The sequence below is a fragment of the Allomesorhizobium camelthorni genome, from assembly GCF_011045125.1.
Lineage (GTDB): Bacteria > Pseudomonadota > Alphaproteobacteria > Rhizobiales > Rhizobiaceae > Allomesorhizobium > Allomesorhizobium camelthorni.
Genome location: NZ_JAAKZF010000046.1, coordinates 24,407 through 45,180 on the forward strand (window position 1 = coordinate 24,407; position 20,774 = coordinate 45,180).

Annotated in this window: 28 protein-coding genes; 15 read left to right on the plus strand and 13 right to left on the minus strand. The window is 60.0% G+C overall.

The window, feature by feature from the left end; genetic code table 11:
- Nucleotides 1-79: 79 nt before the first annotated feature.
- The gene (locus tag G6N73_RS24215; protein WP_165032310.1) at nt 80-646 is read left to right on the plus strand and encodes a hypothetical protein; all 567 of its coding nucleotides are present in this window, start codon (nt 80-82) and stop codon (nt 644-646) included.
- A gap of 75 nt (nt 647-721) precedes the next feature.
- Nucleotides 722-1,156, plus strand: coding sequence for a Ros/MucR family transcriptional regulator (locus G6N73_RS24220; protein ID WP_165032312.1), 435 nt, complete (start codon nt 722-724; stop codon nt 1,154-1,156).
- A 355-nt stretch (nt 1,157-1,511) separates the two neighbouring features.
- Here the strand turns inward: G6N73_RS24220 and G6N73_RS24225 are convergent, their stop codons facing one another.
- The gene (locus G6N73_RS24225) at nt 1,512-1,793 is read right to left on the minus strand and encodes an HNH endonuclease (protein ID WP_165032314.1); all 282 of its coding nucleotides are present in this window, start codon (nt 1,791-1,793) and stop codon (nt 1,512-1,514) included.
- A complete protein-coding gene (locus G6N73_RS24230) occupies nt 1,793-2,086 on the minus strand; it encodes a hypothetical protein (RefSeq protein ID WP_165032316.1) in 294 nt (97 codons plus the stop codon). The genes G6N73_RS24225 and G6N73_RS24230 overlap by 1 nt, the downstream gene beginning before the upstream one ends.
- Before the next feature lie 421 nt (nt 2,087-2,507).
- On the opposite strand from G6N73_RS24230, the gene G6N73_RS24240 reads away from it, so the two are divergent.
- The 7 genes from G6N73_RS24240 (at nt 2,508) to G6N73_RS24270 (ending at nt 5,976) form a co-directional block, all read left to right on the plus strand.
- Nucleotides 2,508-3,095: a hypothetical protein gene (locus G6N73_RS24240; RefSeq protein WP_165032318.1), complete on the plus strand. Its 588-nt coding sequence runs from the start codon at nt 2,508-2,510 to the stop codon at nt 3,093-3,095.
- Entirely contained in the window at nt 3,088-3,555 is a 468-nt protein-coding gene (locus tag G6N73_RS37150; RefSeq protein ID WP_246252522.1) for a hypothetical protein, read from the plus strand. The genes G6N73_RS24240 and G6N73_RS37150 overlap by 8 nt, the downstream gene beginning before the upstream one ends.
- A gap of 79 nt (nt 3,556-3,634) precedes the next feature.
- Nucleotides 3,635-4,018, plus strand: coding sequence for a hypothetical protein (locus tag G6N73_RS24250; protein WP_165032320.1), 384 nt, complete (start codon nt 3,635-3,637; stop codon nt 4,016-4,018).
- Nucleotides 4,019-4,143: 125 nt separating this feature from the next.
- Nucleotides 4,144-4,488: a hypothetical protein gene (locus G6N73_RS24255; RefSeq protein WP_165032322.1), complete on the plus strand. Its 345-nt coding sequence runs from the start codon at nt 4,144-4,146 to the stop codon at nt 4,486-4,488.
- A 70-nt stretch (nt 4,489-4,558) separates the two neighbouring features.
- A complete protein-coding gene (locus G6N73_RS24260; protein WP_165032324.1) occupies nt 4,559-4,759 on the plus strand; it encodes a hypothetical protein in 201 nt (66 codons plus the stop codon).
- A gap of 427 nt (nt 4,760-5,186) precedes the next feature.
- Nucleotides 5,187-5,702: a toxin-activating lysine-acyltransferase gene (locus G6N73_RS24265; RefSeq protein WP_165032326.1), complete on the plus strand. Its 516-nt coding sequence runs from the start codon at nt 5,187-5,189 to the stop codon at nt 5,700-5,702.
- Nucleotides 5,703-5,787: 85 nt separating this feature from the next.
- A complete protein-coding gene (locus tag G6N73_RS24270) occupies nt 5,788-5,976 on the plus strand; it encodes a calcium-binding protein (protein ID WP_165032328.1) in 189 nt (62 codons plus the stop codon).
- On the opposite strand, the gene G6N73_RS24275 is transcribed toward G6N73_RS24270, so the two are convergent.
- The 4 genes from G6N73_RS24275 to G6N73_RS24290 all read right to left on the minus strand — a co-directional run bounded on the left by G6N73_RS24275 (nt 5,945) and on the right by G6N73_RS24290 (nt 8,799).
- Nucleotides 5,945-6,316, minus strand: a complete 372-nt coding sequence (locus G6N73_RS24275) for a hypothetical protein (protein ID WP_165032330.1) — start codon at nt 6,314-6,316, stop codon at nt 5,945-5,947. The two genes, G6N73_RS24270 and G6N73_RS24275, sit on opposite strands and share 32 nt — an antisense overlap.
- A gap of 124 nt (nt 6,317-6,440) precedes the next feature.
- Nucleotides 6,441-6,728 carry a hypothetical protein gene (locus G6N73_RS24280; protein WP_165032332.1) on the minus strand — a complete coding sequence of 96 codons (288 nt, stop codon included), beginning with the start codon at nt 6,726-6,728 and terminating at the stop codon, nt 6,441-6,443.
- Nucleotides 6,725-8,116, minus strand: coding sequence for a hypothetical protein (locus G6N73_RS24285; RefSeq protein ID WP_165032334.1), 1,392 nt, complete (start codon nt 8,114-8,116; stop codon nt 6,725-6,727). The genes G6N73_RS24280 and G6N73_RS24285 overlap by 4 nt, the downstream gene beginning before the upstream one ends.
- Nucleotides 8,062-8,799, minus strand: a complete 738-nt coding sequence (locus G6N73_RS24290; protein WP_165032336.1) for an inverse autotransporter beta domain-containing protein — start codon at nt 8,797-8,799, stop codon at nt 8,062-8,064. Before G6N73_RS24290 ends, G6N73_RS24285 begins: the two co-directional genes overlap by 55 nt.
- A gap of 243 nt (nt 8,800-9,042) precedes the next feature.
- Here G6N73_RS24290 and G6N73_RS24295 point away from each other — a divergent pair, with 243 nt between their 5' ends.
- The gene (locus tag G6N73_RS24295) at nt 9,043-9,585 is read left to right on the plus strand and encodes an invasion associated locus B family protein (RefSeq protein ID WP_165032338.1); all 543 of its coding nucleotides are present in this window, start codon (nt 9,043-9,045) and stop codon (nt 9,583-9,585) included.
- A 13-nt stretch (nt 9,586-9,598) separates the two neighbouring features.
- Nucleotides 9,599-9,976, plus strand: coding sequence for a hypothetical protein (locus tag G6N73_RS24300; protein WP_165032340.1), 378 nt, complete (start codon nt 9,599-9,601; stop codon nt 9,974-9,976).
- Nucleotides 9,977-10,293: 317 nt separating this feature from the next.
- Here the strand turns inward: G6N73_RS24300 and otsA are convergent, their stop codons facing one another.
- Together otsA and G6N73_RS24310 are read right to left on the minus strand one after the other, a co-directional pair.
- Nucleotides 10,294-11,661 (minus strand): alpha,alpha-trehalose-phosphate synthase (UDP-forming), encoded by a 1,368-nt coding sequence (otsA, locus tag G6N73_RS24305; protein ID WP_165032342.1) that lies wholly within the window; start codon nt 11,659-11,661, stop codon nt 10,294-10,296.
- Nucleotides 11,658-11,909 carry a hypothetical protein gene (locus G6N73_RS24310; RefSeq protein ID WP_165032344.1) on the minus strand — a complete coding sequence of 84 codons (252 nt, stop codon included), beginning with the start codon at nt 11,907-11,909 and terminating at the stop codon, nt 11,658-11,660. The genes otsA and G6N73_RS24310 overlap by 4 nt, the downstream gene beginning before the upstream one ends.
- Nucleotides 11,910-12,143: 234 nt before the next feature.
- On the opposite strand from G6N73_RS24310, the gene G6N73_RS24315 reads away from it, so the two are divergent.
- Nucleotides 12,144-13,523 (plus strand): FAD-containing oxidoreductase, encoded by a 1,380-nt coding sequence (locus G6N73_RS24315; protein WP_165032345.1) that lies wholly within the window; start codon nt 12,144-12,146, stop codon nt 13,521-13,523.
- Between the two features lie 19 nt (nt 13,524-13,542).
- Here the strand turns inward: G6N73_RS24315 and G6N73_RS24320 are convergent, their stop codons facing one another.
- The gene (locus tag G6N73_RS24320; protein ID WP_165032347.1) at nt 13,543-14,232 is read right to left on the minus strand and encodes a D-lyxose/D-mannose family sugar isomerase; all 690 of its coding nucleotides are present in this window, start codon (nt 14,230-14,232) and stop codon (nt 13,543-13,545) included.
- 391 nt (nt 14,233-14,623) lie between these two features.
- Here G6N73_RS24320 and G6N73_RS24325 point away from each other — a divergent pair, with 391 nt between their 5' ends.
- Entirely contained in the window at nt 14,624-15,337 is a 714-nt protein-coding gene (locus G6N73_RS24325; protein ID WP_165032349.1) for a helix-turn-helix transcriptional regulator, read from the plus strand.
- Nucleotides 15,334-16,104, plus strand: a complete 771-nt coding sequence (locus tag G6N73_RS24330) for a helix-turn-helix transcriptional regulator (protein ID WP_165032351.1) — start codon at nt 15,334-15,336, stop codon at nt 16,102-16,104. Before G6N73_RS24325 ends, G6N73_RS24330 begins: the two co-directional genes overlap by 4 nt.
- Before the next feature lie 175 nt (nt 16,105-16,279).
- Here G6N73_RS24330 and G6N73_RS24335 read toward each other — a convergent pair whose 3' ends face one another.
- The 3 genes from G6N73_RS24335 to G6N73_RS24345 are packed head-to-tail and all read right to left on the minus strand — an operon-like array spanning nt 16,280 to nt 18,398.
- The gene (locus G6N73_RS24335) at nt 16,280-16,903 is read right to left on the minus strand and encodes an HD domain-containing protein (RefSeq protein WP_165032353.1); all 624 of its coding nucleotides are present in this window, start codon (nt 16,901-16,903) and stop codon (nt 16,280-16,282) included.
- Nucleotides 16,904-16,935: 32 nt separating this feature from the next.
- The gene (locus tag G6N73_RS24340; RefSeq protein WP_165032358.1) at nt 16,936-17,313 is read right to left on the minus strand and encodes a Rieske (2Fe-2S) protein; all 378 of its coding nucleotides are present in this window, start codon (nt 17,311-17,313) and stop codon (nt 16,936-16,938) included.
- Nucleotides 17,313-18,398 (minus strand): amidohydrolase family protein, encoded by a 1,086-nt coding sequence (locus G6N73_RS24345; RefSeq protein ID WP_165032360.1) that lies wholly within the window; start codon nt 18,396-18,398, stop codon nt 17,313-17,315. The genes G6N73_RS24340 and G6N73_RS24345 overlap by 1 nt, the downstream gene beginning before the upstream one ends.
- Before the next feature lie 179 nt (nt 18,399-18,577).
- Here G6N73_RS24345 and G6N73_RS24350 point away from each other — a divergent pair, with 179 nt between their 5' ends.
- Nucleotides 18,578-19,423 carry a LysR family transcriptional regulator gene (locus G6N73_RS24350; RefSeq protein WP_165032362.1) on the plus strand — a complete coding sequence of 282 codons (846 nt, stop codon included), beginning with the start codon at nt 18,578-18,580 and terminating at the stop codon, nt 19,421-19,423.
- A gap of 9 nt (nt 19,424-19,432) precedes the next feature.
- Here the strand turns inward: G6N73_RS24350 and G6N73_RS24355 are convergent, their stop codons facing one another.
- Nucleotides 19,433-20,482: a flavin reductase family protein gene (locus G6N73_RS24355; RefSeq protein WP_165032364.1), complete on the minus strand. Its 1,050-nt coding sequence runs from the start codon at nt 20,480-20,482 to the stop codon at nt 19,433-19,435.
- Between the last annotated feature and the right edge of the window lie 292 nt (nt 20,483-20,774).

Below are 20,774 nucleotides of genomic sequence, written 5' to 3' on the forward strand. Positions count from 1 at the left end.
CGCCTTGCAAGTCAAAGGGAATTTGTGTGATGCACAAAATAGATATATTCCGAACGCGGCCGGATGGGGATGATTTGAGGTGGCAACTCCGAAAGAGCTAGTTTCAGCAATTGCGCGCGAAACCGGCGTGCCCGAACCAACAGTTATTGTACACGATAGGAATCTTGCCGAAGTCGGGCTGCGCACTCCCGCCATGAGGGGGCGGGGCGTGTCGCGCGTCACATTCCAAGACGCTGCGAACCTCATAATCGCGGTCGCCGGAAGTAGGAACGTTAAGGACAGTGCCGCCACCGTGAGGGAGTACGCCTTGCTCCCCGCCAGCAAGCCATTAATTTTTGGAGTGGGCCAAGAAACGATCACGCGCGGGAGCACATTTGGAGATGCGCTCGCCGCGCTGCTAGAGGCCGTACCAGCATCTGCCGACTCCTTCTCGGGCGAAGACGGCGATTGGGTCACCGTTTCGCTGTTCGGGCCGGATCCACGTGCCGTTATTGAGATAATGAGGCGCGGCGAGGAGCTAAGTACGAGGGAGTACGCGAAGTCGCGCAAGCGCGGTGATCCAAGCCCAACATTTGCGGACCTGCAATTTATCTCGCGATTTACGCAGATCACGATCGGACACGTTGGAACACTGGTGGCCGGATAGCCAGATGCCCCAATCCAATTGCCCTCCAACGCGTTCGCGGCTAAACGACGCCGCGGGCACATACAGGAGAATGCAATGGCCGAGAAGAACGAATTGCAGATCGAACTCACCGCCGACGTTGTGGCCGCCTATGTGAGCAATAACCCGGTGCCGGTGGGCGAACTGCCTAAACTGATTGCCGACATCTATACTGCACTTGGCCAGGTGAATGGCGCCACACCTGCCGAGGCAGAACCGCAGAAGCCGGCCGTGCCGATTAAGAAATCAGTGACGCCGGACTGCATAATCTCGTTAGAGGACGGCAAACCGTTCAAGTCGCTCAAGCGCCACCTCATGAGCAGCTACGGCATGACCCCCGATGAATACCGGGCTAAGTGGAACCTGCCGAGCGATTACCCGATGGTGGCGCCTAATTATGCCGCCTCCCGCTCGGCCTTGGCCAAGAGCATTGGTCTCGGCAGGAAGCCTGCCGAAAAGCGGAAAGGCCGCGGTCGCAAGAAGGCTGCATAGCGGCGTCTGTGACGTTTTCGCATTTGCGATAAACTTATTGTGCATTGCGGAGTCGTGTGGTGGCCGTAGATTTTAGTTGTCGGCCATCTACTCCTCCCAGATGCGATGCCGGCGCACAGCGAACTCACCTCCTCCCGAGTTCGCCCAAATAGAAGCCCGCTGCACCTCCTCCCGCAGCGGGCTTTTTTGTTTGACGTTCAGCATGCCTCATGTTTGCCTCGTTTCCATTCCAGCTTGACGCATCGGCACCGCAACTCGCCGATCAGGGCCGGTCGGCCTGGAATTTCCCCCACCGCCCGGCTGGCCGGGCATCGAGAAAACCCGTTGCGTGATCCCCCCTCCCGCAACGGGTTCTCTATCGTCCAGCTTCATAGTGCTCGCCGCGCTTCAACGTCGTGTAGCTCAGCCAATCGATGCTACCGCGCCCGGTGTTGCAATCACGGCAGGCCAAGGCGATGTTGTCGGGGGCATTTCGCCCGCCGTCGGCGCGACGATCGAGATGCTCCAGCGTCTCAGCGTCCGGGCGCCTGCTGTTCGGAAAGCAGATCCGCATTTTGATGCGGCAATAGCAGCAGCGGCCATCCTGCTTTTCACGCAGGATGGTGCGCAATTCAGGGCGTGGTCCGCCCTTGCCCATCAGACCGTAGCCGACCCGTCGACCAGGCCAGTCGCATGCGCCAGGCAAATTGACTTTGCGGCATCGTCGATCGGCTTCAGGCTGTCGCCTACCATAAGTCTATCGCGGTGGGGGTCATTGGCGGCGAACGATCGCACGCCGTAAAGTTCAAGCTTGTTGCCCTTGGCGTTACCGGCGCGGAACCGGCTTAGCACGAGGGACGGCATCGACTGGTCTTTGTGTGTGATCCAGGCGCCTAGCTCGAACTGCCAGGGTGCTTCGTGGCTGCCGTCGTTAACCATGTGTGCGTTCATTGCGCGGCTCCTTATTGCATGTGTTCTGTTTTCATGACAATGTACCGATATCAGCAGTGTGTAAGTACGTCAACCCGAAATCGGTACATCGTCACGATGAATAGCGTCCAGTGCAAAATGGCGAGAGCGGCTGTCGGATGGGGTGTCCGCGACCTAGCAAAAAAAGCTGGTGTGGCGGTTGATACCGTATCGCGACTAGAGCGTGGGGAGGAACTGTTGCCTCGAACCGTCTCCGCCCTTCGCTCTACCCTTGAATCGGCCGGCGTCATCTTCATCGACCAGAACGGCAATGGTCCTGGTGTGCGGCTGAGGGATCGGCAACCGTAGGCGCTTTGGCATATTGACCTTGACTTCGTAGGCGAAATAGCCTAGCAAAACCAATGGCTTGGCTCCACAAATGCGGCATGGGAAGCCTTTATCCATGACCGACGATGAAGGCAAGCTAGACACCATCTACACAGAAGACGAAGCCGCCGCTCGGCTAAGGATCACCAGACGCACGGCCATTACTCTGGGCAAGCGTTACGGGTGCTGTTCTGCATACGGCCGGACCGTCCGCTTCTCGGAACAGGATTTGCTGGATTTGTGGCAAGTGCTGAGGGTTGAGGCCAAGGAGCCGAGACCTGTGACCGTAAAAGCAGAACTTCCTAGTGCAAGCGGCGTATGGCTTCGTGAGTACGCCCGCAAGAAACGAGAATTGCACGAGGAGCGCGCTCGCTTGCGCAAGGAGCGGGAAACGGCAGCGAGAGAGCGTCGCCTTGAAGAGAGGCGACAAGCCGCCCGAGCTAGGGCTGATACGAAGGCTGCGAAGCGGGCCGCGGTAGCCGCTGCCAAGTCGGAGGTGAAAACCGCCAAACACACCGATTCGGAAACTGCTTCCCAGGTCGAAACCCTCGATATTCGAAATCGAGACCCTGCCTATTGGACAGACGAGCGCAAGCATCGACTTCGGGAGGAGCATATTGATCGAATGAAGCGGTGGGCACCTACGGTTGCAGCCGATGAATGATCGGAATTACCTCGTAACCAACAACCTGCTCGATAAGCTCCCGCTGTTCGCAACCGACATTGAGATCGCAGTTGCGATCGTCGGTAAGGCGCGGGCGGAGCGGTGGAGGAAGGAGCGTCTGCCTACACTGGAGCGAAAGGGATTTCCCGCTGTCGACGCTTTTCATGATGGGCGGGCCGTGCCGTTGGTCAGGAAGTTTTATGAAGCGTACTTCGGAATCACGGCGGGTTTTGCAATGGCGAAGCCGGATGGCGAGGAAAAGATATGGCAGCCGAAGAATCGACGGAAGTCCGCACTTGCAGAAGCAGATGAGCGCCATGACAAGGATCCAACCGCAGGCCCTCGCCTCACACCTGAGGAGAAGCGCGCCGAGGCGAGGGCGAATTCCGACGCATGGGCAGCAAAAAAGAAGAAAGCTCTTGAAGAGTTCAGAGCGAAGAAGGCTGCAGAAACAAGGTAAGGATGGATCCAGAAGGGCGAACTGTAGTCGACTTCGGCCTGCCGGCATGCAACGGTAAATAGAGGTAAAGGGCGAAATCATGAAACGCATTTTAATACTTGCCGCGGCGTGCGCGGTTCTTGCCGGCTGTACTCAAACGCCGGGTAAAGGCAATCTCGCCGTGATCGGACTCTTGCCAGCCGCAGGCATCGTAAAGACCAACGACACGCAGGTTGGGACAGTTGTCGTAGCCGCAACCATTCCGGAGGGCGCCTTTGATCTTGGCGAAGTTGACGGGACATCGTGCAAAAACAGCTTGCTCGACCCCGCACCGACTGAAGCCAAAACGCTTATTCAGTTGAAGCAGAAGGCGGCCAACCTCGGTGCGGCCGGTGTTGCCGCCGTGAAGTACGACAAGGGAGGGTTGAGTTACGTCACCAATTGCTGGTCGACCGTACGGGCGACTGGGCGAGCGTTTCGGTAGTGATGGTGTGGATAGGTTCGCGCTGCAAATCCTAGAATTCTGCGGTTTCAGCGGATTTTTAGGACCATTTTATCCACACCCCTCAGCCGTATGGGAAAATCCTCCTATTCCAACAGGAGGTCCACATGGAATCACAGTTTGCTCTCATTTCCATCGCAACGGTTACGGTGCTTAGCGGTGGAGCGGCCGCGATAATCACTCTCACGGTCGATGTTCGTGAGCGACCGGGCATACAGAGCGTGGTTGAAGGTTTGATGCGTATCGCGATACTCGGTGCGGGGGCGCTTGTCGCGCTGACGGATGGGGGAAGGCAGATTGTGGGTATAGCGTCGCTCGTTGCCTTTGCGCTGGCCGCCTACGCGCTCTGGCGGCCTTCGATACCGGCTTGGCTCCTCGCCGCCGCCGCGAATGGGGGTGGCGGCGTATTTCCACTGGTCTGCCCTATAGCCCTCCCTTGCAGCAGCCGCTGAGTCAGCTTCCTTGCCCCCGCGCGCCACGTCTGATTACCTTTGATTGAATTCAAAACTGGAGCGTGTGGGAATGTGGCTGGAACTGACTGACGCGCAGGGCGGTAAGTTCATGCTGAATTTTGATCTGGTCATCAAGTTCGAGCCAGATAGTTCAGGCGATGGAACAAACTTTGCAGTTGCAGCGCCAGGCCACCGCATCTACGCGAAAGAGAAGTATGGCGACGTCCAATCCCGGGCTGATTTGCTAAGAGCAAAATTGGCGCGAAAATAGATCAGCCAACCAGACCGCTCGCTTCCCACCCCCTATGGGATCATGTCTAGTTTAGGCGCTCCCTAACCGGGCCGCCGCAGGGTCGGGCCGAAGCATCTTGCATCGTGTGCCCGTTCGATCCCTGCAACGCGTCCGGGTTAACCCGCGGATGTTTGTCAAAGAACGTCGAGCCTGCCGGGGACATCGATAGTGTAGAATAAATTTCGGCATCGCACCATGCAGCCGCGATCTGCCTAACACCCTTCTAACAGGATGGCTGTGAAGCCGCCTTATTTCGGGTTGCTGCCGCCTCAGACGCAATTATCTTATAGTGTTCCGGAATGGCATCATCAAACATTTGGCAACCTAGCAAAAATGCGATAGTATTGTCTGATTGTTCACTGGACGTACTTCACAGGCCCAGGAGCATTGCCGTGGAGGCGGGGGAATGCAGGCTATCGAGACCGTGAACGGGGCGGCCGCGCAACAAAGGCGCCCTGCCCTGCGGCTGTTCCGGCCCGAAAGCCCGACCGTTGCGCTGGGTTTGGCCGTCAGTCATCTGATGACCAAGCCGGCTTTCGCCCAGTTGAAATTCGGGGACTGGTCGCGCGTTCTGGTGGGGCAGATCAACCGCAAGCATTATCGATTTGTGCTTGACGATCAGGACAAGGTGGTCGGATTTCTTGGCTGGGCCCTGACCAGCAGGGAGACAGCCGAGGCCTGGGTCGAGGGCCGAGGCGGCTTTTCCGATGCCGAAGCCAGGGACGGCGACTGTATCGTCTTCAATGCGTGGTCTGCCGACAGCGCCGACGTCAATCCGGTCCTTCTGGCGGCCGCGCGGGAAGCGATGCGCGGCCGCAGCATGATGTATTTCAAGCGACTGTACGACGCCGGGAGCGTTCGCCCCGTGCGCATGCGTGTGAACGACTTCATAGAACGGCACCTCGCGCGTGCTTTTCAATGAACCATTTCGCTGAACAGGACGACAGAGCCATGCTCGGCAACCGGAAGGCTGTTCGAGATGGCTACAACAAACGGGAGGTCAGCGCATGGCAAATGTCTTCGGTACCGATAATCCTGAAACCCTCGATGCCAACGACGGCGTGACGAACGGCGCGGATACGATTTTCGGCTTCGGCGGCGACGACACCATCTTCGGATTGGGAGGCAATGACGAGTTGAAGGGCGGCGGCGGCGCCGACACCCTCAATGGCGGCACTCCGCGCCGTGAAAACTGACATTCCCCCGCTCCAGATAGCCACGCCGCTTCAACCATCCGAACATTGCCAGCCGGTGGGGTCGAGCGCGATTCAGCAGGCATGTGTAGTGCCGCTGCGTCATTCCCGGCCTGCGCCGGTTCTTTAATGTCGCCAGTTTTACCGGGTCAGCCAGAATGGCTTTGAAGGCGCTGTTGGCCATTTCGAGGAAGCGGTGCGAATAGACAGCCCGAAACCGTGGATTGTCGAGCGCTTCGAGCTCCGCCACGTATTCGAGGTTTTGGGCCAGCACCACAACCCGCCCCTTTACAGCGGCGCTGATGTTCTCCAGCGTTTCCGGGATTAGGGGAGCAGCCTCCATGGAGTAGTCAAGGACGACTGTTCCACCACCGGCCAGGGACGCCCATTGATCGAAGGGAACGCGTGAGGCGTCGATGCGGTCTATTACTACCATCGCCGACAGATGGCCGCTGTGCCGAATGGTGTCAATCCATCACTCGGCAAAGGCCATTATCAGCTACGTCAATTCGACGTTCTGGAAAATCACCGTGAAGCCCGGCGAGCGCGTCATGTTCGGGCAGTTCTCCGGCAATGAAGATCGAAGGCGAAAAATATCGGGTGATCCAGATTTCGGAAGTCCTCCCGACCGCGATCACGCGCCCCTGCATGGGGCGCTCCAGATACTGGTCAGGGATGATGATACCGCCCGCCGTGGTGTTGGTTTCCTCGATCTGCTTGACGAGGATGCGCGGCCCGAGAAGTCGTCCGTTCATTTGATGCGTGTCCATTGCTTGAGCATGGTGAAGGTGCCGCCCGTCGTGTTGTTTGCACGAACCGTTGAGCCGCTAAGATTGAGATCGACCGACGTGCCGCTTTGGGCTTTGCCGGCGATGACCGGGGCGGCGCCGCCAAACACGGTGGCTATCACCCCGTCCGTGTTGGCTCCGGCCCGTGACGCCCTGACGCGCCATACCGCCCCAGCTTCACCGGCATCGAACATGTTGATGTTCGCGCCGCCAGCCGTCGAGAAGCTGTTCGCATAGTCATACTCGCCGAACACATTAGGGGTGGCGATGTCGTAGTTCTGCGTGCGGTGGCGAATGAAAGCCCCGCCGCCTTCCAGCGTCAGCCTGCCGGTGGGGTTGGCGAACACCAGCCCTTTTAGGCCGTACCCCCGGTCGAAATCCCACGTAACGCCGCCATCCGACGCGGTGCCGGTGGTGTGTGTCGGCGGGGTCGCACCGGTCGTGCCAGCAGTCGTCGCCGTGTAACGCTTGTTGGCGTTCACCCGAATGGTGCCTACAGTGATGCCGGCTTCGAGCGTCGTCCATGCGGTGTACTGCTCGTAGCGCAGGGCGTAGCTGTCTCCAGCCGCCCGAAATGCGGCGATAGTGATTTCATCGCTCGTAGCGTCGCAATAGACGGTTGAGCTATCCCTGTCGGTCGTCTGCGCCGAGCGGTTCGGGTGGTGGCTCTCGCCCGTCAGAATAAGGCTTCGTGTGCCGGTGATGGCAATATTTGTCTTGTAGCCATCGTAAGACATGACGTGCGCCGACATTCCGGTGCACGCCGAAAACAGAATGTTGTCTTCGTCGTTGTCCCACACATGGATTTGCTGCGCTGAGATGTTGCCACACGAGGAAAAGTGCAGACCCCGGCCAAAATTGCCGCCCGATTGCAACTGCCCGACGTAACCGTCAGGCATGGTAATGGAGCCGCCACCGCCAACGCCAGCAGTGCCGCACCGCGTCGAGAACAGGTCGCGCAGGATGTTGCCGTTGGCCGAACCGGGCGAGCTGTCGCCACGGCTGCCAATATAGTAGGCCCAATCCGGGAGGTAGGAGAAATCCAAATCCTCCAGCGTGCAAAGCATCGTACCACTGACGCGAATGCCAGTACCGCCGGTCATGCCGTTGCCGAACACGCCAAAGCGGGGGAACCGCGCCCTCGCTCGTGGGCGAGACGCCCATGTGGGGAAAGTCGATATGTCCAGCCGGACATTTATCAAGCCGTTAGATTGCAGAAAGCCGCCGTCATCTCCGAAATCGTTGTCGCCGAGATCGACGCCGTTTGGCCCTCGTATGATCGAGCCAACGTTGCCTTCGTTCACCACTCCGGCGAACCGGTGATTATACGCGCGCTGAACGCCGAGAAGCGACACGCCGAGGCCGTCCCACAGGACCGGCACACCGTCGAACGTGATTGGGAATGGAGGCAGAAGGGACTGCCCGCCTGTCGATTTCTGGTCGTCAACACTTGTTCAATTAGCTGGCTGCCCGGGCCGCTAGAATTGTCCACCAGAGACAGGCTCGACGACGAACTGGACGTCGTTTCGGAAGTATCGCCGAACGGCAGGTAGCCGTTGACATGGGCGTCGAACTTCGTGGCGATCGCCTCGAGGCCGACGGTAGCGCCGGTATATTGATGCCCGTCGAAGCGATCGACGTTCAGATAGGCATAGCCGCCGAGAATGAGGTCGGGATCGACCACATGGCGAAAGCCGAGGCCGACATCGCCGCCGGTTCCGTTGGAAAAGTCGTGCTTGAGCCGCAAATCGAGGAACAGGACCGAATCGGGCGTCTGCGCAAGCGGAATGAAGCCTTCGAGCGAGGTGTAGGCGCCCTGCTCATCCGCGCCGATGATGGTCTGCACCTGTGGCTGCCACAGAACGCCTTCCTGCGCCGCCGCAGCGGCGCCTGAACCGGCGATTGCTATGGTGGACAGAGCCGAGGTTTTCAACAGATGCCGCGAGAAATCGCGCCAGCCGATCCGGTCGAAACGGGCATTATCAGCCGCGAACGCTGCACGCGATCGTGTCTGACGCGACGGTCCCCCCGAATGCATGCCCTGCCGCCTCTTTGCACAACCCCGCATTGCGCACCGTAGATATTTTGCCTCGGTTTGCGAGTGGGAATTGCGGAAAGCGGACGATTGACATGGAAAAGCCGGGTTCATGTGGCATTCCCGCCACATTCGGCGAAATCTTTTCAGCAACCGCCGGTCTTTCCTCTTGCAAACAAGGACTGTACTAATTCGCACCATGAAGCGTCGCGCCCGAACTGGCCGACTTTGAATGGATCGCGAATTATGACTTTCGGCGACGCAGGCTCGTTTTCAAAATATGCATTGGGCGTGACCGTCATGCTGGCGCTTGCAGCCGGCACGGGAGGCCCCGCATTCGCGCAGGAGACGCCCAAGGCGGAAGCGCCAGCGCCCGAGAAACCGGTGAACGCATGGGTCGTGAATTGCGCCAGCGGGGCCAATGGCGGCGCGCTCGAATGCCAGATGTCGCAGAACCTGACCGAAGCCAAGACCGGACAGCGGGTGCTGACGGTGACGATCAGGAAGCAGGCGAAGGACGGGGCGATGGCCATGCTGCTTGCGCTTCCGCACGGCCTGTTCATCCCCGCCGGCGCCTCCTACCAGATCGACGCGGGCGAAAAGAAAGCGGTGGCCATCCAGACCAGCGACCAGAACGGCGCCTATGCCGCGGTACCCCTCGACGCGGCGCTGAAGACCGGCACCAATCTGAACATCGGCATGGAATCGGTCACACGAAAGCCGGTCGCCATCCCATTATCCCTGAACGGTTTTACCGCTGCCATCGACAAGCTGGACGCCGTCCAATAGGGGCTGGACCGGCGTGCACGAAACCGGCAAGACCTATCGCGGCAAGCAACTCTCACTCGACGGCAAGCGCTTCGAGAACTGCACTTTCGACCGCTGCGAACTGAACTACGGTGGAGGGATCCCGCCGGTGCTCTCGGGCTGCTCGTTCGACAACTGCTCATTCTCCTTTTCCGGCAAGGCCGCCTATACGCTGGCGTTCCTGAGCGGGATGCATGGCGGGGGTTTCAGCGCGATGGTCGAACAGACTTTTCAAGGCATACGAGACGGCGCCTATCTGCGGCTGCCGGTGCAGGAGCTCGATCCGCCGGGCGCGTCACGGCAGCCGGTCGATGCTCATCCCCTGGCTTTCCGGGTTCCGCGGATTGTCAGCATTCCCAAGCGAAAGAACTGAGCCGCATGTGGTGTAAATCTCGTTGTGGGTACACGCGCACCCGCCTTGAAATGCCGCCCAGCCCGGTTTCAAAACCAGAATGATAGAGGGGGATTTTCCGGTTTCTTGCGCTTGCCGCGGGCGCCGCCGTGCTGACGGCCGTGCCGACCCCTCAACCGTGACTGCCGAATGGGTTGCAATGGGAGAGACCTATGGAACACATTGCATGAGCAGTGGATTTCCCCATTGGATGTCATCGGGGACCAAGAATCGCGCCTCGCCATCAACGCGGCCAACACTGACAATCATTGCCCGCGCTGTACCGTTTCCGCTCACGGCTATCGCAATGCTTCCAGGAAATCCCGGCACCATTTTGAGATGTCATGCTTCAGCAGGTGGTCCATCATCTGCTTCCAGCGTTTGCGGCGCTCTTCCATCGACATGGACAGCGATCGGGCGATCGCGTTGGCGACGGCTTCTATGTCGTAAGGGTTGACAAGGATCGCCCCATCGAGTTCGCGAGCCGCGCCAGCAAAGCGCGACAGCACAAGCACACCCGGATCCTCAGAGCGCTGGGCAGCGACATATTCTTTTGCGACGAGGTTCATGCCGTCGCGGATCGGTGTGACAAGGCCGACACGCGCCACGCGGTAGATCCCGGCAAGCGTCGCTTGGCCGATCGACCGGTTCACGTAGCGGATTGGCACCCAGTCCGGCGTTCCGTGTTGCCCGTTGACCCGGCCAGCGAACTCGGCCACCTGCCGTTGCATGGTGGCATACTGGAGCACTTCCGAGCGCGATTTCGGCGTAATCTGCAGGAGCGTCGCGCGTCCCTGCCAGGCGGAATTGGCGGCGATGAACTTATCGAAGGCTTCTATCTTGTGCGTGAGGCCCTTCGAATAGTCGAGCCGGTCGACACCCACGATCAGGTCGCGATTGCGAAAGCTCTCCTCGATCTTGCGGACCGAACCGCTTCGCACCGCGTTCTGGGCAAGCTGGGCGAAACCCGCCGTGTCAATTCCGATGGGGAACACGCCGACGCGAAAGCGGTGGCCATAGGCCTCGAACCAGCCATCCCCAAGCACCCGGCCGATGCCCTCACGCTCGAGGCAGCTTGCGAAATTATCGGCGTCGAACTGCGTCTGAAAGCCAACGAGATCATAGGCAGTCAGGCCGCGCACGATTGTCTCGTGGACCGGCAGCGCGAAAAACACGTCCGGCGGCGGCCATGGAATGTGGAGGAAGAAGCCAATGCGGTTTTTCACGCCTATGTGGCGCAGTTCGGACCCCATCGGGATCAGGTGATAGTCCTGGACCCAGACGAGATCGTCGGGCTTGAGAAGGGGTGCGAGTTGCTGAGCGAAGAAACGATTCACCCGGAAGTAGCCGGCCATGTCCTTGCGCGCATAGTCTGTCAGGTCCAGCCGGTAGTGGCAGAGCGGCCAGAGCACGCTGTTGGCAAACCCGGCGTAATATTCATCGATGTCGGCTCGGCGAAGGTCGGTCAGCGCATAGGTGACGCGGCCTTCCTCGCGAAAGATGGGTTTGCCCGGATCGCGCGCGCCGCTCGACTTGCCGGACCACCCCATCCAGAGGCCGCCATGCTCGGAGAGCGCAGCCTGCATGGCGATGGCGAGCCCCCCGGCCTGGACTGCGCGCTTGCTTGGAGAGGACACGCGATTCGAAATGACCACGAGGCGGCTCACAGCACGTCATCCCAGCGGCGCGACAGTGGCACGGCGGCATTTGGTCTGACCGAGCATCGAATGTGCTTGGAGGAAGTTGCCCCTGAATTCGCCGGTTTCGATTTCCCATCGGGCGGTGCGAGCGCGGCGAACGCGGTTTCCGGTTCGTCGAAATTGTCCTGCGGCCGATTGGGGTAGCGATGATGGAACATGCCTCCGCCTTCAATACATTGAGGTACCAAATTATCAGCCTCCTGCGCCTGCGACACGCATTTCGCACTGGTGATGGCGGTGCGTTATGATTCTCAGGGCGCCGATCATATGCGAACACATCGAGCAGAGTTTCGTTGTAGTCGGGCCGACATGTCGTAAGTTTAGACGAGATCCCAGGCGGCGTCGTGCCGACGTTGCGTCCCCAGCGAACGCTCGAAGCGCCCTCAAGCCATTGCCAGCCGTCGCCGGTTGGGAAAGAGTATGCCCGCAGGGGAAAATCGGAAAACGCGATGACCCAAAAATTCGACGCCATCATCATCGGCGCAGGCCAGGCGGGGCCGTCGCTTGCGGGCCGGCTCACTGCCGCCGGCATGACCGTCGCGCTCATCGAGCGCAAATTCTTCGGCGGCACCTGCGTCAACACCGGCTGCACGCCGACCAAGGCGATGGTCGCCAGCGCCTACGCGGCCCACCTCGCGCGTCGCGCGGCCGATTACGGCGTGACCCACGGCGGCCGCGTCGGCGTCGACATGAAGGCGGTTAAGGCGCGCAAGGACAAGATCACGCTCAACTCCCGCGGCAATCTCGAAAGCTGGCTGAAGGGCATGGAGAAGTGCACGGTCATCGAGGGCCATGCGCGGTTTGAATCGCCGCGCGAGGTCCGCGCCGGCGACGACCTGCTCGAGGCCGACCGCATCTTCATCAATGTCGGCGGCAGGGCTTCCGTGCCGGAAATGCCCGGCGTCGACCGGATAAAATACCTCACCAACAGCTTGATGATGGATGTGGACTTCGTCCCCAGGCACCTCATAGTGATCGGTGGCAGCTATGTCGGCCTCGAATTCGCACAGATGTTCCGCCGCTTCGGCAGCGAGGTGACGGTCGTCGAGAAAGGCCCGCGCCTGATCGCGCGCGAGGACGAGGACGTTTCCGCCGCGGTGAAGGACATATTGGAGAAGGAAGGCATCGGCATCCGTCTCAATTCCGAATGCATCAGCTTCGAGCCGCGCGGCGAGGAGGTCTGCGTCGGGGTGGATTGCAACTCGGGCGACCGGCAAGTGCTCGGCTCGCATGTGCTGCTGGCGGTCGGCCGCCGGCCCAACACGGACGACCTCGGGCTGGACAATGCCGGCGTCGAGACCGACGAGCGCGGCTACATCACCGTGGATGACGAGTTGCGCACCAGCGTCCCCGGGATCTGGGCGCTCGGCGACTGCAACGGCAAGGGCGCGTTCACCCACACTTCCTACAATGATTTCGAGATCGTGGCGGCGAACCTGCTCGATGGCGACAGCCGCCGTGTCAGCGACCGCCTGCCCGCCTACGCGCTCTATATCGACCCGCCGCTCGGCCGCGCCGGGATGAGCGAGGCCGAGGCGAGGAAATCAGGCAGGAACCTCCTCATCGGCATGCGCCCGATGACGAGGGTCGCCCGCGCTGTCGAAAAAGGTGAGACGCAGGGTTTCATGAAGATCGTCGCCGACGCCGACAGCAAGGAAATCCTCGGCGCGGCCATCCTGGGAACCGGCGGCGACGAGGCAATCCACTGTATATTGGACACGATGTACGCGAAAGCGCCCTACACGACGCAGCAGCGCGCCGTGCACATCCATCCGACCGTTTCGGAGCTGATCCCGACCGTGCTTGGAGAGATGAAGCCGGCGGACTGACGCTGGCGTCCGACGGCCGTCAGGCCTTGCCGTCGATCCAGCGGTCGTAGTCCGAAACAAGCAGACGCAGCGGCGGCTCGTCTTCCTCGATATTGGAGAAGCGGCCGATCGGATCGGCGAAGATGTTGTCGGTCAAATCGTCATTGACGGTCGAGACCTCGCCGATCAGCACGTCGCCGCCCTCGCCCCAGAACGCGTGCCACACGCCCGGAAGCAACGTGACGCTCTCGCCCGGATCGAGCTTCAGGAGACCGCCGGCTGGCAGCTTGCGGATGACGCCGTCGGTGGGCACCACCACCTCCGCCTCGCGGTCGATGCCGCCGTCGGCCGCCGGCATGAACAGCTCCAGCACCAGCTTTCCGCCGCCGCGGTTGATGATGTCCTCGGCCTTCACCACGTGCCGGTGCATCGGCGACAGCTGGTCCTTGCGCGAGATCATGATCTTTTCGGCGTAGAGCATGCCCGTGCCACGCGCCAGGTCCTCGGCGCGGCCGTTGCGCACCGTGAACAGGAACAGGCCGAGTTCATCGAACTTGCCCTGACCGTAATCGGTGATGTCCCAGCCGAGGCGGGCGCCGACTATGCCTTCCGGCCGCCGCGACTTCAGTTCCTCCGGCGACCAGTAGGCAAAGGGCGGCATGATGTAGCCGAAGGAGCGGATGAAGGCGTCGCCCTCGCGGATGATCTCGTTGATGCGGGACCGTTTCATCGGATTGCGTCTCCCTGGCGACTGCTCCGGCAATGCCTCGTAACGCCGCGCGTGGCAAGGCCTATCCATGTCCGCTGGATCGCAATCCGAGCGACCACAACCCTATGGTTAAATTTTTAGCAATTTCCAGTTTGATGTCTGATTCGTCTGCGTTAGATTAGACCCGAATCAGCCGGTCCGTGGGGGGCTTGGCAACCACCAACAAGTCTGACGATCCGGAGTTTTTTCCGGTGCAGGCGCGGCCGGTTTCGCGTGTTCCCCAGGGATTCGACCGATGGCGCGGTTCTCCGCGCCTGTGAAGTGTTTTCGTATCAGTTGATGCGTTTCGGGTTCGGCCGCCGGGCATCCGGCGACCGGCGGTTATATCGATTCGGGCAATGAACTTGGGGCAATGAACAGTCTTGCAGCGCAGATTCCGGACCCGAAGCCGCTCGCCGTCAGGCTGGCTTCGCGGGGCGATCTGACCAGCTTCCTGATGGAGCTGACCAGCGAGATCAACGCCGACAGCTACATGCTTGTCGCCATCGTCCACGACCGTGACAGGAACGATGCGCGCATCATCGCCTCCAACTGGATCTTCGATGCGATCGAGCTTGCCGGCCACAGGCTGATCGCCGGCCTCGCCCAGAGCCCGCTCGCCGTTTCGCCGGGAATACGGCCGCGCGGCATCGTCACTTCGGATGCGCCCGCTCTGCCGGACGTGCTGGGCGCGGAGGAGGCAAAGCTGCTCGACGTGCTCGGCCATTGCGAGATTTTCGCGCTGAAGCTGAATGTCGGCCGCCAGCGCCTGTTCCTGATGTTTTCGGCAGCGGTTGCCGGCAGGATCGAGCCGTCCGACCTGATGCAGGCGCAGATGCAGTGCTGCTATGCCCTTTCGCAGGTGCCCGAGCTGTTGGCTGCGGCAGCGCTCCAGGACCCGCTCTCGGATCGCGAGCGCGAATGCCTGTTCTGGGTTTCGGAAGGCAAGACGACCGACGAAGTGGCGGTGATCCTCGGCGTCTCGTCCAACACGGTCAACAGCTACATCACCCACGCCATCCAGAAGTTTTCCGCGCCCAACCGCGCTGCGGCGGTGGCCACCGCGATCAGGAGCGGCATCATTTGAAACCGGAAGAGGTCAAGAGCATCGCGCAGTCGCTGTTCGGCGAACACCGCAATCCTTTCGGCGCCTTTTCGCTGAGTTCCGACAGCCATCAGGCGGTCACCATACCCGACGCCGTTCGGCGCTGCCGCTGGATCGCCATCGACCTCAACGCAGCCGCCTTCGGGCTGTTCTTCGTCAGCCCTTCCATGGAGCGGGCGCGCCTGGTGCCATGCTTCGATTCCGACTACCCGCAGGTGTCGGTCCCGACCAAATTCGTGTCCGGAAGCAATGGCGAGGACATCGTCCGCCATGCGCGCATGTCGACGCTGCCCTGCTGGTGGAGCAGCGATAAGTTTGCCGCCTCGGCACTCGCTTTCAAGACGCTGGACTGCGCGATCGAAACCGCCGAGCTCGTTCCCGGCACCTCGGGCATCGCCTTTCCGGCCTATGCCGAGCGTGGCCAGTGCGGCCTGGCCGTTTTCTACGGCCCCGAAATCGCGCTGCCGGCCGACCAGTTGCACGAAATCCATGCGCGCTGCTTTTCGCTATTCAGCGCCGTGTCGCGCATCAGACCGGGCGAATTCGGCAAGGCGCCGTCGATCTCGAAGCGCGAGCTGGAATGCCTGAAACTGACCGCCAACGGCTACACGAGCGCGGACATCGCCCGGCTGCTGAAATTGTCGGTGCACACCGCCAATCAGTATCTCACCAACACCGCGCAGAAGCTGAACGCGGTGAACCGCATGCACGCCGTCGCCAAGGCGCTGCGCATGGGGTTGATCGAGTAGCACTCTCAGTTCCCCCTGCAGGGTGGAGAAAGCGCGTTTGGCCACCAATCATCGAAAGGTCCGAACTGGGGTGGATCGCTGCTGTCTACCTCTCTCACACGAGCGAGGCGGTTGCCCCCGCTTGCAGACATTCGCTTGGCATAAAAGATTCGGCGACCTGCTTGTCGCCGCGGCATCACGATGTTGAACGTTTGGCAGCAATCAGGTCATCCGACATCACCATTCGCTCGCCAGTTCTGATAACTGCGGGGTCATAGCTCTTGCGGGCGAAGACCTCTCTCACAAAGGGCGCAAAGAACTCCAGGGGTCTGGTCGGGTAGTCCGGATCGAAGCTCGCCTGGTCCCACTTTTCGCAAAATTCCGCGCAGTCATCAAAATAGGCATTGTCCCTGAACGCGTCCCGCTTGTGCGGATTCGCGCCGACATGCTCGCCATAATAGACCAACTGGAAGTCGCCGTGCTTCTCCACCACCCAGGCACATTGCTCGCGCACGAACGGACGCAGGATGGCGGCAGCGTATTCGTCATGATTGTACGGAGCATAGATGTCGCCGATGTCGTGCAGTAGCGCCGACACCACCCAATCGATATCGGCCCCGGCATTCCAGGCGCGCGTGGCGGCCTGCAGCGAATGGCCGAGCCGCGTGACCTTGTAGCCTGACAGCGATTTATCGAGATCGACCATGGCAGCGAGCAGCCGGTCGGACGTGCCGGCGGCATACTCAATTTCATGTTCGGTCAGGAAGGCATAATCCTCGCGGTCGCCATCCTTCATCTGGGTGAACTTCACGGTTTCCATTGTCGAATCTCCAAATCTGCGACTTGTGGCGGTCAGCGGCCCATTTCGAGATAGATGTCTTCCCCGTCGACATGGACGGGGAAGATGCGTGCCTTGAGCTTCTCATCGACCAGGCACTTGCCAGATCGGATGTCGAACTCCCATCCATGCCAGGCGCAGCGAATGAGCTCGCCGGCCCGTTCGTAGATGAACTCCGCCCTGTCGGTGTGCCGCGTGGTTCCGCACACCGGTCCCTCGCAAAGCTGGCCTGCCCGGTGCGGACAGATGTTGAGCAGAGCGGCATAGCCGTCATCGAGCTGGAATATGCCGACGCTGATGCGGCCGATGGTAACGATCCTTGGCTTGCCGACCGCAACCTCGGCGACCTTGCAGGCAAAGGTTCGTGCGGTGGCGGTTGCCGTGGCGGTCATCAGGCGACCCTCGCGGTGGCGGCCGGAGCGTCTATGCGCTTGTAGACTTCCAGCGCATTCAGACCCATCACCTTGTCGCGCCAGGCCGGCGGGATGTGGAGATTGGTCGGCGCGTCGAAATCCCAATGCGGGTAGTCGGACGCGAAGAGCAGCGTATTCTGGCCATCCATATGTTCAAGCGTCTCCCAAAGATGCTTGACGTTCTGCGGTTGCTCGAGGGGCTGTGTGCTGAACCGAACGTTCCGGCGACAATATTCCGACGGCAGCATCTTCAGCCATGGGGTCTCCTTGCGAAGCGCCTTGAAGTTGGCGTCCAATCTCCACATCAACGACGGCACCCACGAAACGCCGCATTCAATGACGATGAAGTAGAGGTCGGGATACTTTTCGAACACGCCATTGGAAATCATGCTCACCACGTGGGTCATGGCGGGCTGGCTAAGAAGCGCATGCGTCTCCCAATAGTAGGCCGTCGGTCCGCTCGCGACGGCGTTGTGGTTCACGCCGCCTTGGCCGCCAAAATGAATAGCAAAGGGCAGCCCAACCTCCGCACAGGCCTCGAAGATCGGGTGGTAGAACGGATCGCCATAGGGACGCTGCGAGCCGTGGCTTGCCAGCACCTGGACGATGTCCTTGTGGCCACCGATGCGCCGTATCTCAGCTGCGGCACCATGCGGGTCCGTCGGCGAGATGATGATCGAACCTTTGAAGCGCCTGTCTTTCGGCAGCCACCACTCGATCATGTAATCATTGTAGGCCTTCACCAGCGCGTTTGCGTAGTGATAGTTGGCCAATGTCGAGGCTTCCAGCGGCTCATCCGCGGTAAGGATTGCGACGTCGATATCGTAGAAATCGAGGTGCTTCTCCTTCATGATTAGGTAGTTGTCCTCCTCGGATTCCGGTTTGATGTCGTGCCGAGAGAATCCCTCCGGATGCAACCATGGCCGATGCCCATGAGGGAAACTCCCGGTCGGACCCGGCTTTTCGCCGCGGACAAGGAAATCGCGCCAGTAGGGCTCGAGATAGGGAAGAAGAACTTCAGCACTCGACCAGTAATTGTGTACGTCCGTATCGACGATGAACATTGATGTGTCACCTGCCTAGAAGGGTATCGTGAAAGACCCAACAAACGTGCGCTTTGGAGGCATATCCGACAACGCAGGCGGAGGCATGAGTTTAATCGAAGATTCCGATTAGCCATTGTGAGCCGGGGCTAAAAAGCGATACCCGTTGGGAGGATTTCTAGTTCTGCTGGATGGATGAGATGCAAATAGAACTGCTCGACACGTTCATTGATCTAATCGAGACCCGAAACTTCAATAGGACGGCAGAGCGCTTGGGCGTCACGCAGTCGACCGTTTCGAGCCGGATCCGTTCGCTTGAAACGCTGCTGGAAAAGCAGCTCTTCATCCGCAACAAAAGCGGCACTGAACCGACCGTAGCGGGCATAAGGTTCGAGGAGCACGCGCGTGCAGTTAAGCTACGGTGGCTTGACGCCCGCCGCGAAATCCAGTCCGTAGGCAAATTCGACCGCCTCATTCGCATCGGTATCCAGCACGAACTCTACGAACGTGTGCTGGAAGCGTGGCTGGAGTGGGTGCGAGCGACGATGCCAAAGTTGGCCATCTATGTCGAGATCGACTATTCCAACCAGATGATCCTGGACCTGACTACAGGGAGTCTTGATCTGGCGGTGCTTTACTCGCCGCAGCATCTGCCGGACATGCACTATGAGCAGATTGCCGAGGAGAATTTTCTGATGGTCAGCACGCGCCGAGTTGCGTTCAGTGAGATCACGCCATCGGACTATATCCGCGCCAATTATTCCGCCTACTTCAATCGTGCCCACAAGCAGATGTTGCCGGAATTGGAAAATAGCCCGGTATCGACCGGAAATGGCGGAGCCGTTGCTTACCTATTGCGGAGCAGGGGTGGGACAGCGTTCGTTACCGAAACCGTTGCCACCAAATTGCGGCAGGAGGGGGTGGTTCAGACTGTTGCAGATGCGCCGAAGATCTCTCATCCGATCTATTCTGCCGTGCATGTGAGGCACCACCATTCCCATACGCACATTCGCCTTCTGAAGGCGCTTAAACTGATGGCGGCCTAGCAGAATTGATTACAAGTCGACTGTGACGTGGCCCCGTGGCCTGCTGCAGCAAGCAAGAATAAAGCCGTCCTGACAATCCACCTCGGACAATCCGCCCATATCACTCATATCGACTTCGCCTCGCGTCAGCTTCACCTTGCACGTCCCGCACAAACCCATCTGGCACGCAGTCTCGATGTGAATCCCTGCCGTCTCGGCGCAGTTCAGGATGGTCGTATCCTCGTCTGCTTCCACATGAAAGCCGGAGCGCTCGAAGGAAACAACCGCCTTCTCGCCGGCAGATGTCTTACTCGTGGTAGCTGGCCGGGGGCCAAAAGCTTCTTCGAAAATCCGGTCGGCCGGAATCCCAAGCTCAAGCAAATGACCACGCATCACCGCCATGAAACCTGTCGGACCGCAAACAAAAGCGGTCCGATCCGACACATCCGGAACAAGCAGCGCCAGCTGCGATTTGTTGAGCCGACCCGGACGATTCGAATTAAGGTCAGATGGTCGGCTGCAAAACGTTTCGACCCGCATCTTGGGCATGCTTCGCGACAGCATCGCCAGTTCCTGTCCGAAGAGGACGTCGCTCGGTGTCCGCGAGCATTGAATCAAGCAGAGGTCCAATTCCTCGCCGAGGTCGTGCAGCGTCCTCACCATCGACATGAGCGGGGTAATCCCGCTCCCGGCACATAGGAACAGCGCCTTTTCAACGGCGCGTCCGTGGAGCGTAAATTCTCCGATGGCCTCGCTGATCTCGACCCCACAGCCTTCATGGAAGTGGCCATGCAGAATTCGCGTTGCCTCACCATCCGTCGCCGCTTTGATCGTCAAGGAGATCCGCTCGGGACGGGTTGGCGGTGACGCAATGGTGAAGACCCGCGAAAAAATCCGGCCGTCCCATGAAAAGCGGATCGTGACGAACTGACCCGGCAGGAAATTAAATGTCTGACGGTCGATCCGCTCGAAAACCAGAGTGAAAACGTTATGGGTTTCCTGGACGCGGCCGGTGCAGATGCAAAGATGCGACGTGCCAGAGACAGATCTGTCGCTTGCAAGATTTTGTGCAACGCTCATTTGGCTCGTCTCCCAGTAAAGACGCAGGTGCAGCGTTGGTAACAAATTTGGCGCGACGCATGAGCTTTCTTGTTAATCGGCAAAGACGTTCAGTCGAGGCGATCCAGAGGCTAGGATGAAGCTGACCCGAATCTATGTGGATTTGTGTGTCGGGGGGCGTTCAGACGACAAAGGCACAGGCTGCTGAACGTCAGAGACGCGTCCAGGATTTGTGGCAGGACGCTCTCCGACAGAGGTACGCACCGGGTCCGAGATGCGACCTTCGCGGCATCACCGGCAATGGTCCGCTACT

What these genes read in the sequence shown, in the direction of transcription:
- G6N73_RS24250 (WP_165032320.1), top strand. Translation starts at nt 3,635, where the DNA reads ATGAAACGCATTTTAATACTTGCCGCGGCGTGCGCGGTTCTTGCCGGC.
- G6N73_RS24340 (WP_165032358.1), bottom strand. Translation starts at nt 17,313, where the DNA reads ATGACCGCCACGGCAACCGCCACCGCACGAACCTTTGCCTGCAAGGTC.
- G6N73_RS24255 (WP_165032322.1), top strand. Translation starts at nt 4,144, where the DNA reads ATGGAATCACAGTTTGCTCTCATTTCCATCGCAACGGTTACGGTGCTT.
- G6N73_RS24355 (WP_165032364.1), bottom strand. Translation starts at nt 20,482, where the DNA reads ATGAGCGTTGCACAAAATCTTGCAAGCGACAGATCTGTCTCTGGCACG.
- G6N73_RS24345 (WP_165032360.1), bottom strand. Translation starts at nt 18,398, where the DNA reads ATGTTCATCGTCGATACGGACGTACACAATTACTGGTCGAGTGCTGAA.
- G6N73_RS24275 (WP_165032330.1), bottom strand. Translation starts at nt 6,316, where the DNA reads ATGGAGGCTGCTCCCCTAATCCCGGAAACGCTGGAGAACATCAGCGCC.
- G6N73_RS24225 (WP_165032314.1), bottom strand. Translation starts at nt 1,793, where the DNA reads ATGGGCAAGGGCGGACCACGCCCTGAATTGCGCACCATCCTGCGTGAA.
- G6N73_RS24315 (WP_165032345.1), top strand. Translation starts at nt 12,144, where the DNA reads ATGACCCAAAAATTCGACGCCATCATCATCGGCGCAGGCCAGGCGGGG.
- G6N73_RS24290 (WP_165032336.1), bottom strand. Translation starts at nt 8,799, where the DNA reads ATGCATTCGGGGGGACCGTCGCGTCAGACACGATCGCGTGCAGCGTTC.
- G6N73_RS37150 (WP_246252522.1), top strand. Translation starts at nt 3,088, where the DNA reads ATGAATGATCGGAATTACCTCGTAACCAACAACCTGCTCGATAAGCTC.
- G6N73_RS24280 (WP_165032332.1), bottom strand. Translation starts at nt 6,728, where the DNA reads ATGAACGGACGACTTCTCGGGCCGCGCATCCTCGTCAAGCAGATCGAG.
- G6N73_RS24350 (WP_165032362.1), top strand. Translation starts at nt 18,578, where the DNA reads ATGCAAATAGAACTGCTCGACACGTTCATTGATCTAATCGAGACCCGA.
- G6N73_RS24335 (WP_165032353.1), bottom strand. Translation starts at nt 16,903, where the DNA reads ATGGAAACCGTGAAGTTCACCCAGATGAAGGATGGCGACCGCGAGGAT.
- G6N73_RS24260 (WP_165032324.1), top strand. Translation starts at nt 4,559, where the DNA reads ATGTGGCTGGAACTGACTGACGCGCAGGGCGGTAAGTTCATGCTGAAT.
- G6N73_RS24265 (WP_165032326.1), top strand. Translation starts at nt 5,187, where the DNA reads ATGCAGGCTATCGAGACCGTGAACGGGGCGGCCGCGCAACAAAGGCGC.
- G6N73_RS24295 (WP_165032338.1), top strand. Translation starts at nt 9,043, where the DNA reads ATGACTTTCGGCGACGCAGGCTCGTTTTCAAAATATGCATTGGGCGTG.
- G6N73_RS24325 (WP_165032349.1), top strand. Translation starts at nt 14,624, where the DNA reads ATGAACAGTCTTGCAGCGCAGATTCCGGACCCGAAGCCGCTCGCCGTC.
- G6N73_RS24230 (WP_165032316.1), bottom strand. Translation starts at nt 2,086, where the DNA reads ATGAACGCACACATGGTTAACGACGGCAGCCACGAAGCACCCTGGCAG.
- G6N73_RS24270 (WP_165032328.1), top strand. Translation starts at nt 5,788, where the DNA reads ATGGCAAATGTCTTCGGTACCGATAATCCTGAAACCCTCGATGCCAAC.
- G6N73_RS24320 (WP_165032347.1), bottom strand. Translation starts at nt 14,232, where the DNA reads ATGAAACGGTCCCGCATCAACGAGATCATCCGCGAGGGCGACGCCTTC.
- G6N73_RS24240 (WP_165032318.1), top strand. Translation starts at nt 2,508, where the DNA reads ATGACCGACGATGAAGGCAAGCTAGACACCATCTACACAGAAGACGAA.
- G6N73_RS24220 (WP_165032312.1), top strand. Translation starts at nt 722, where the DNA reads ATGGCCGAGAAGAACGAATTGCAGATCGAACTCACCGCCGACGTTGTG.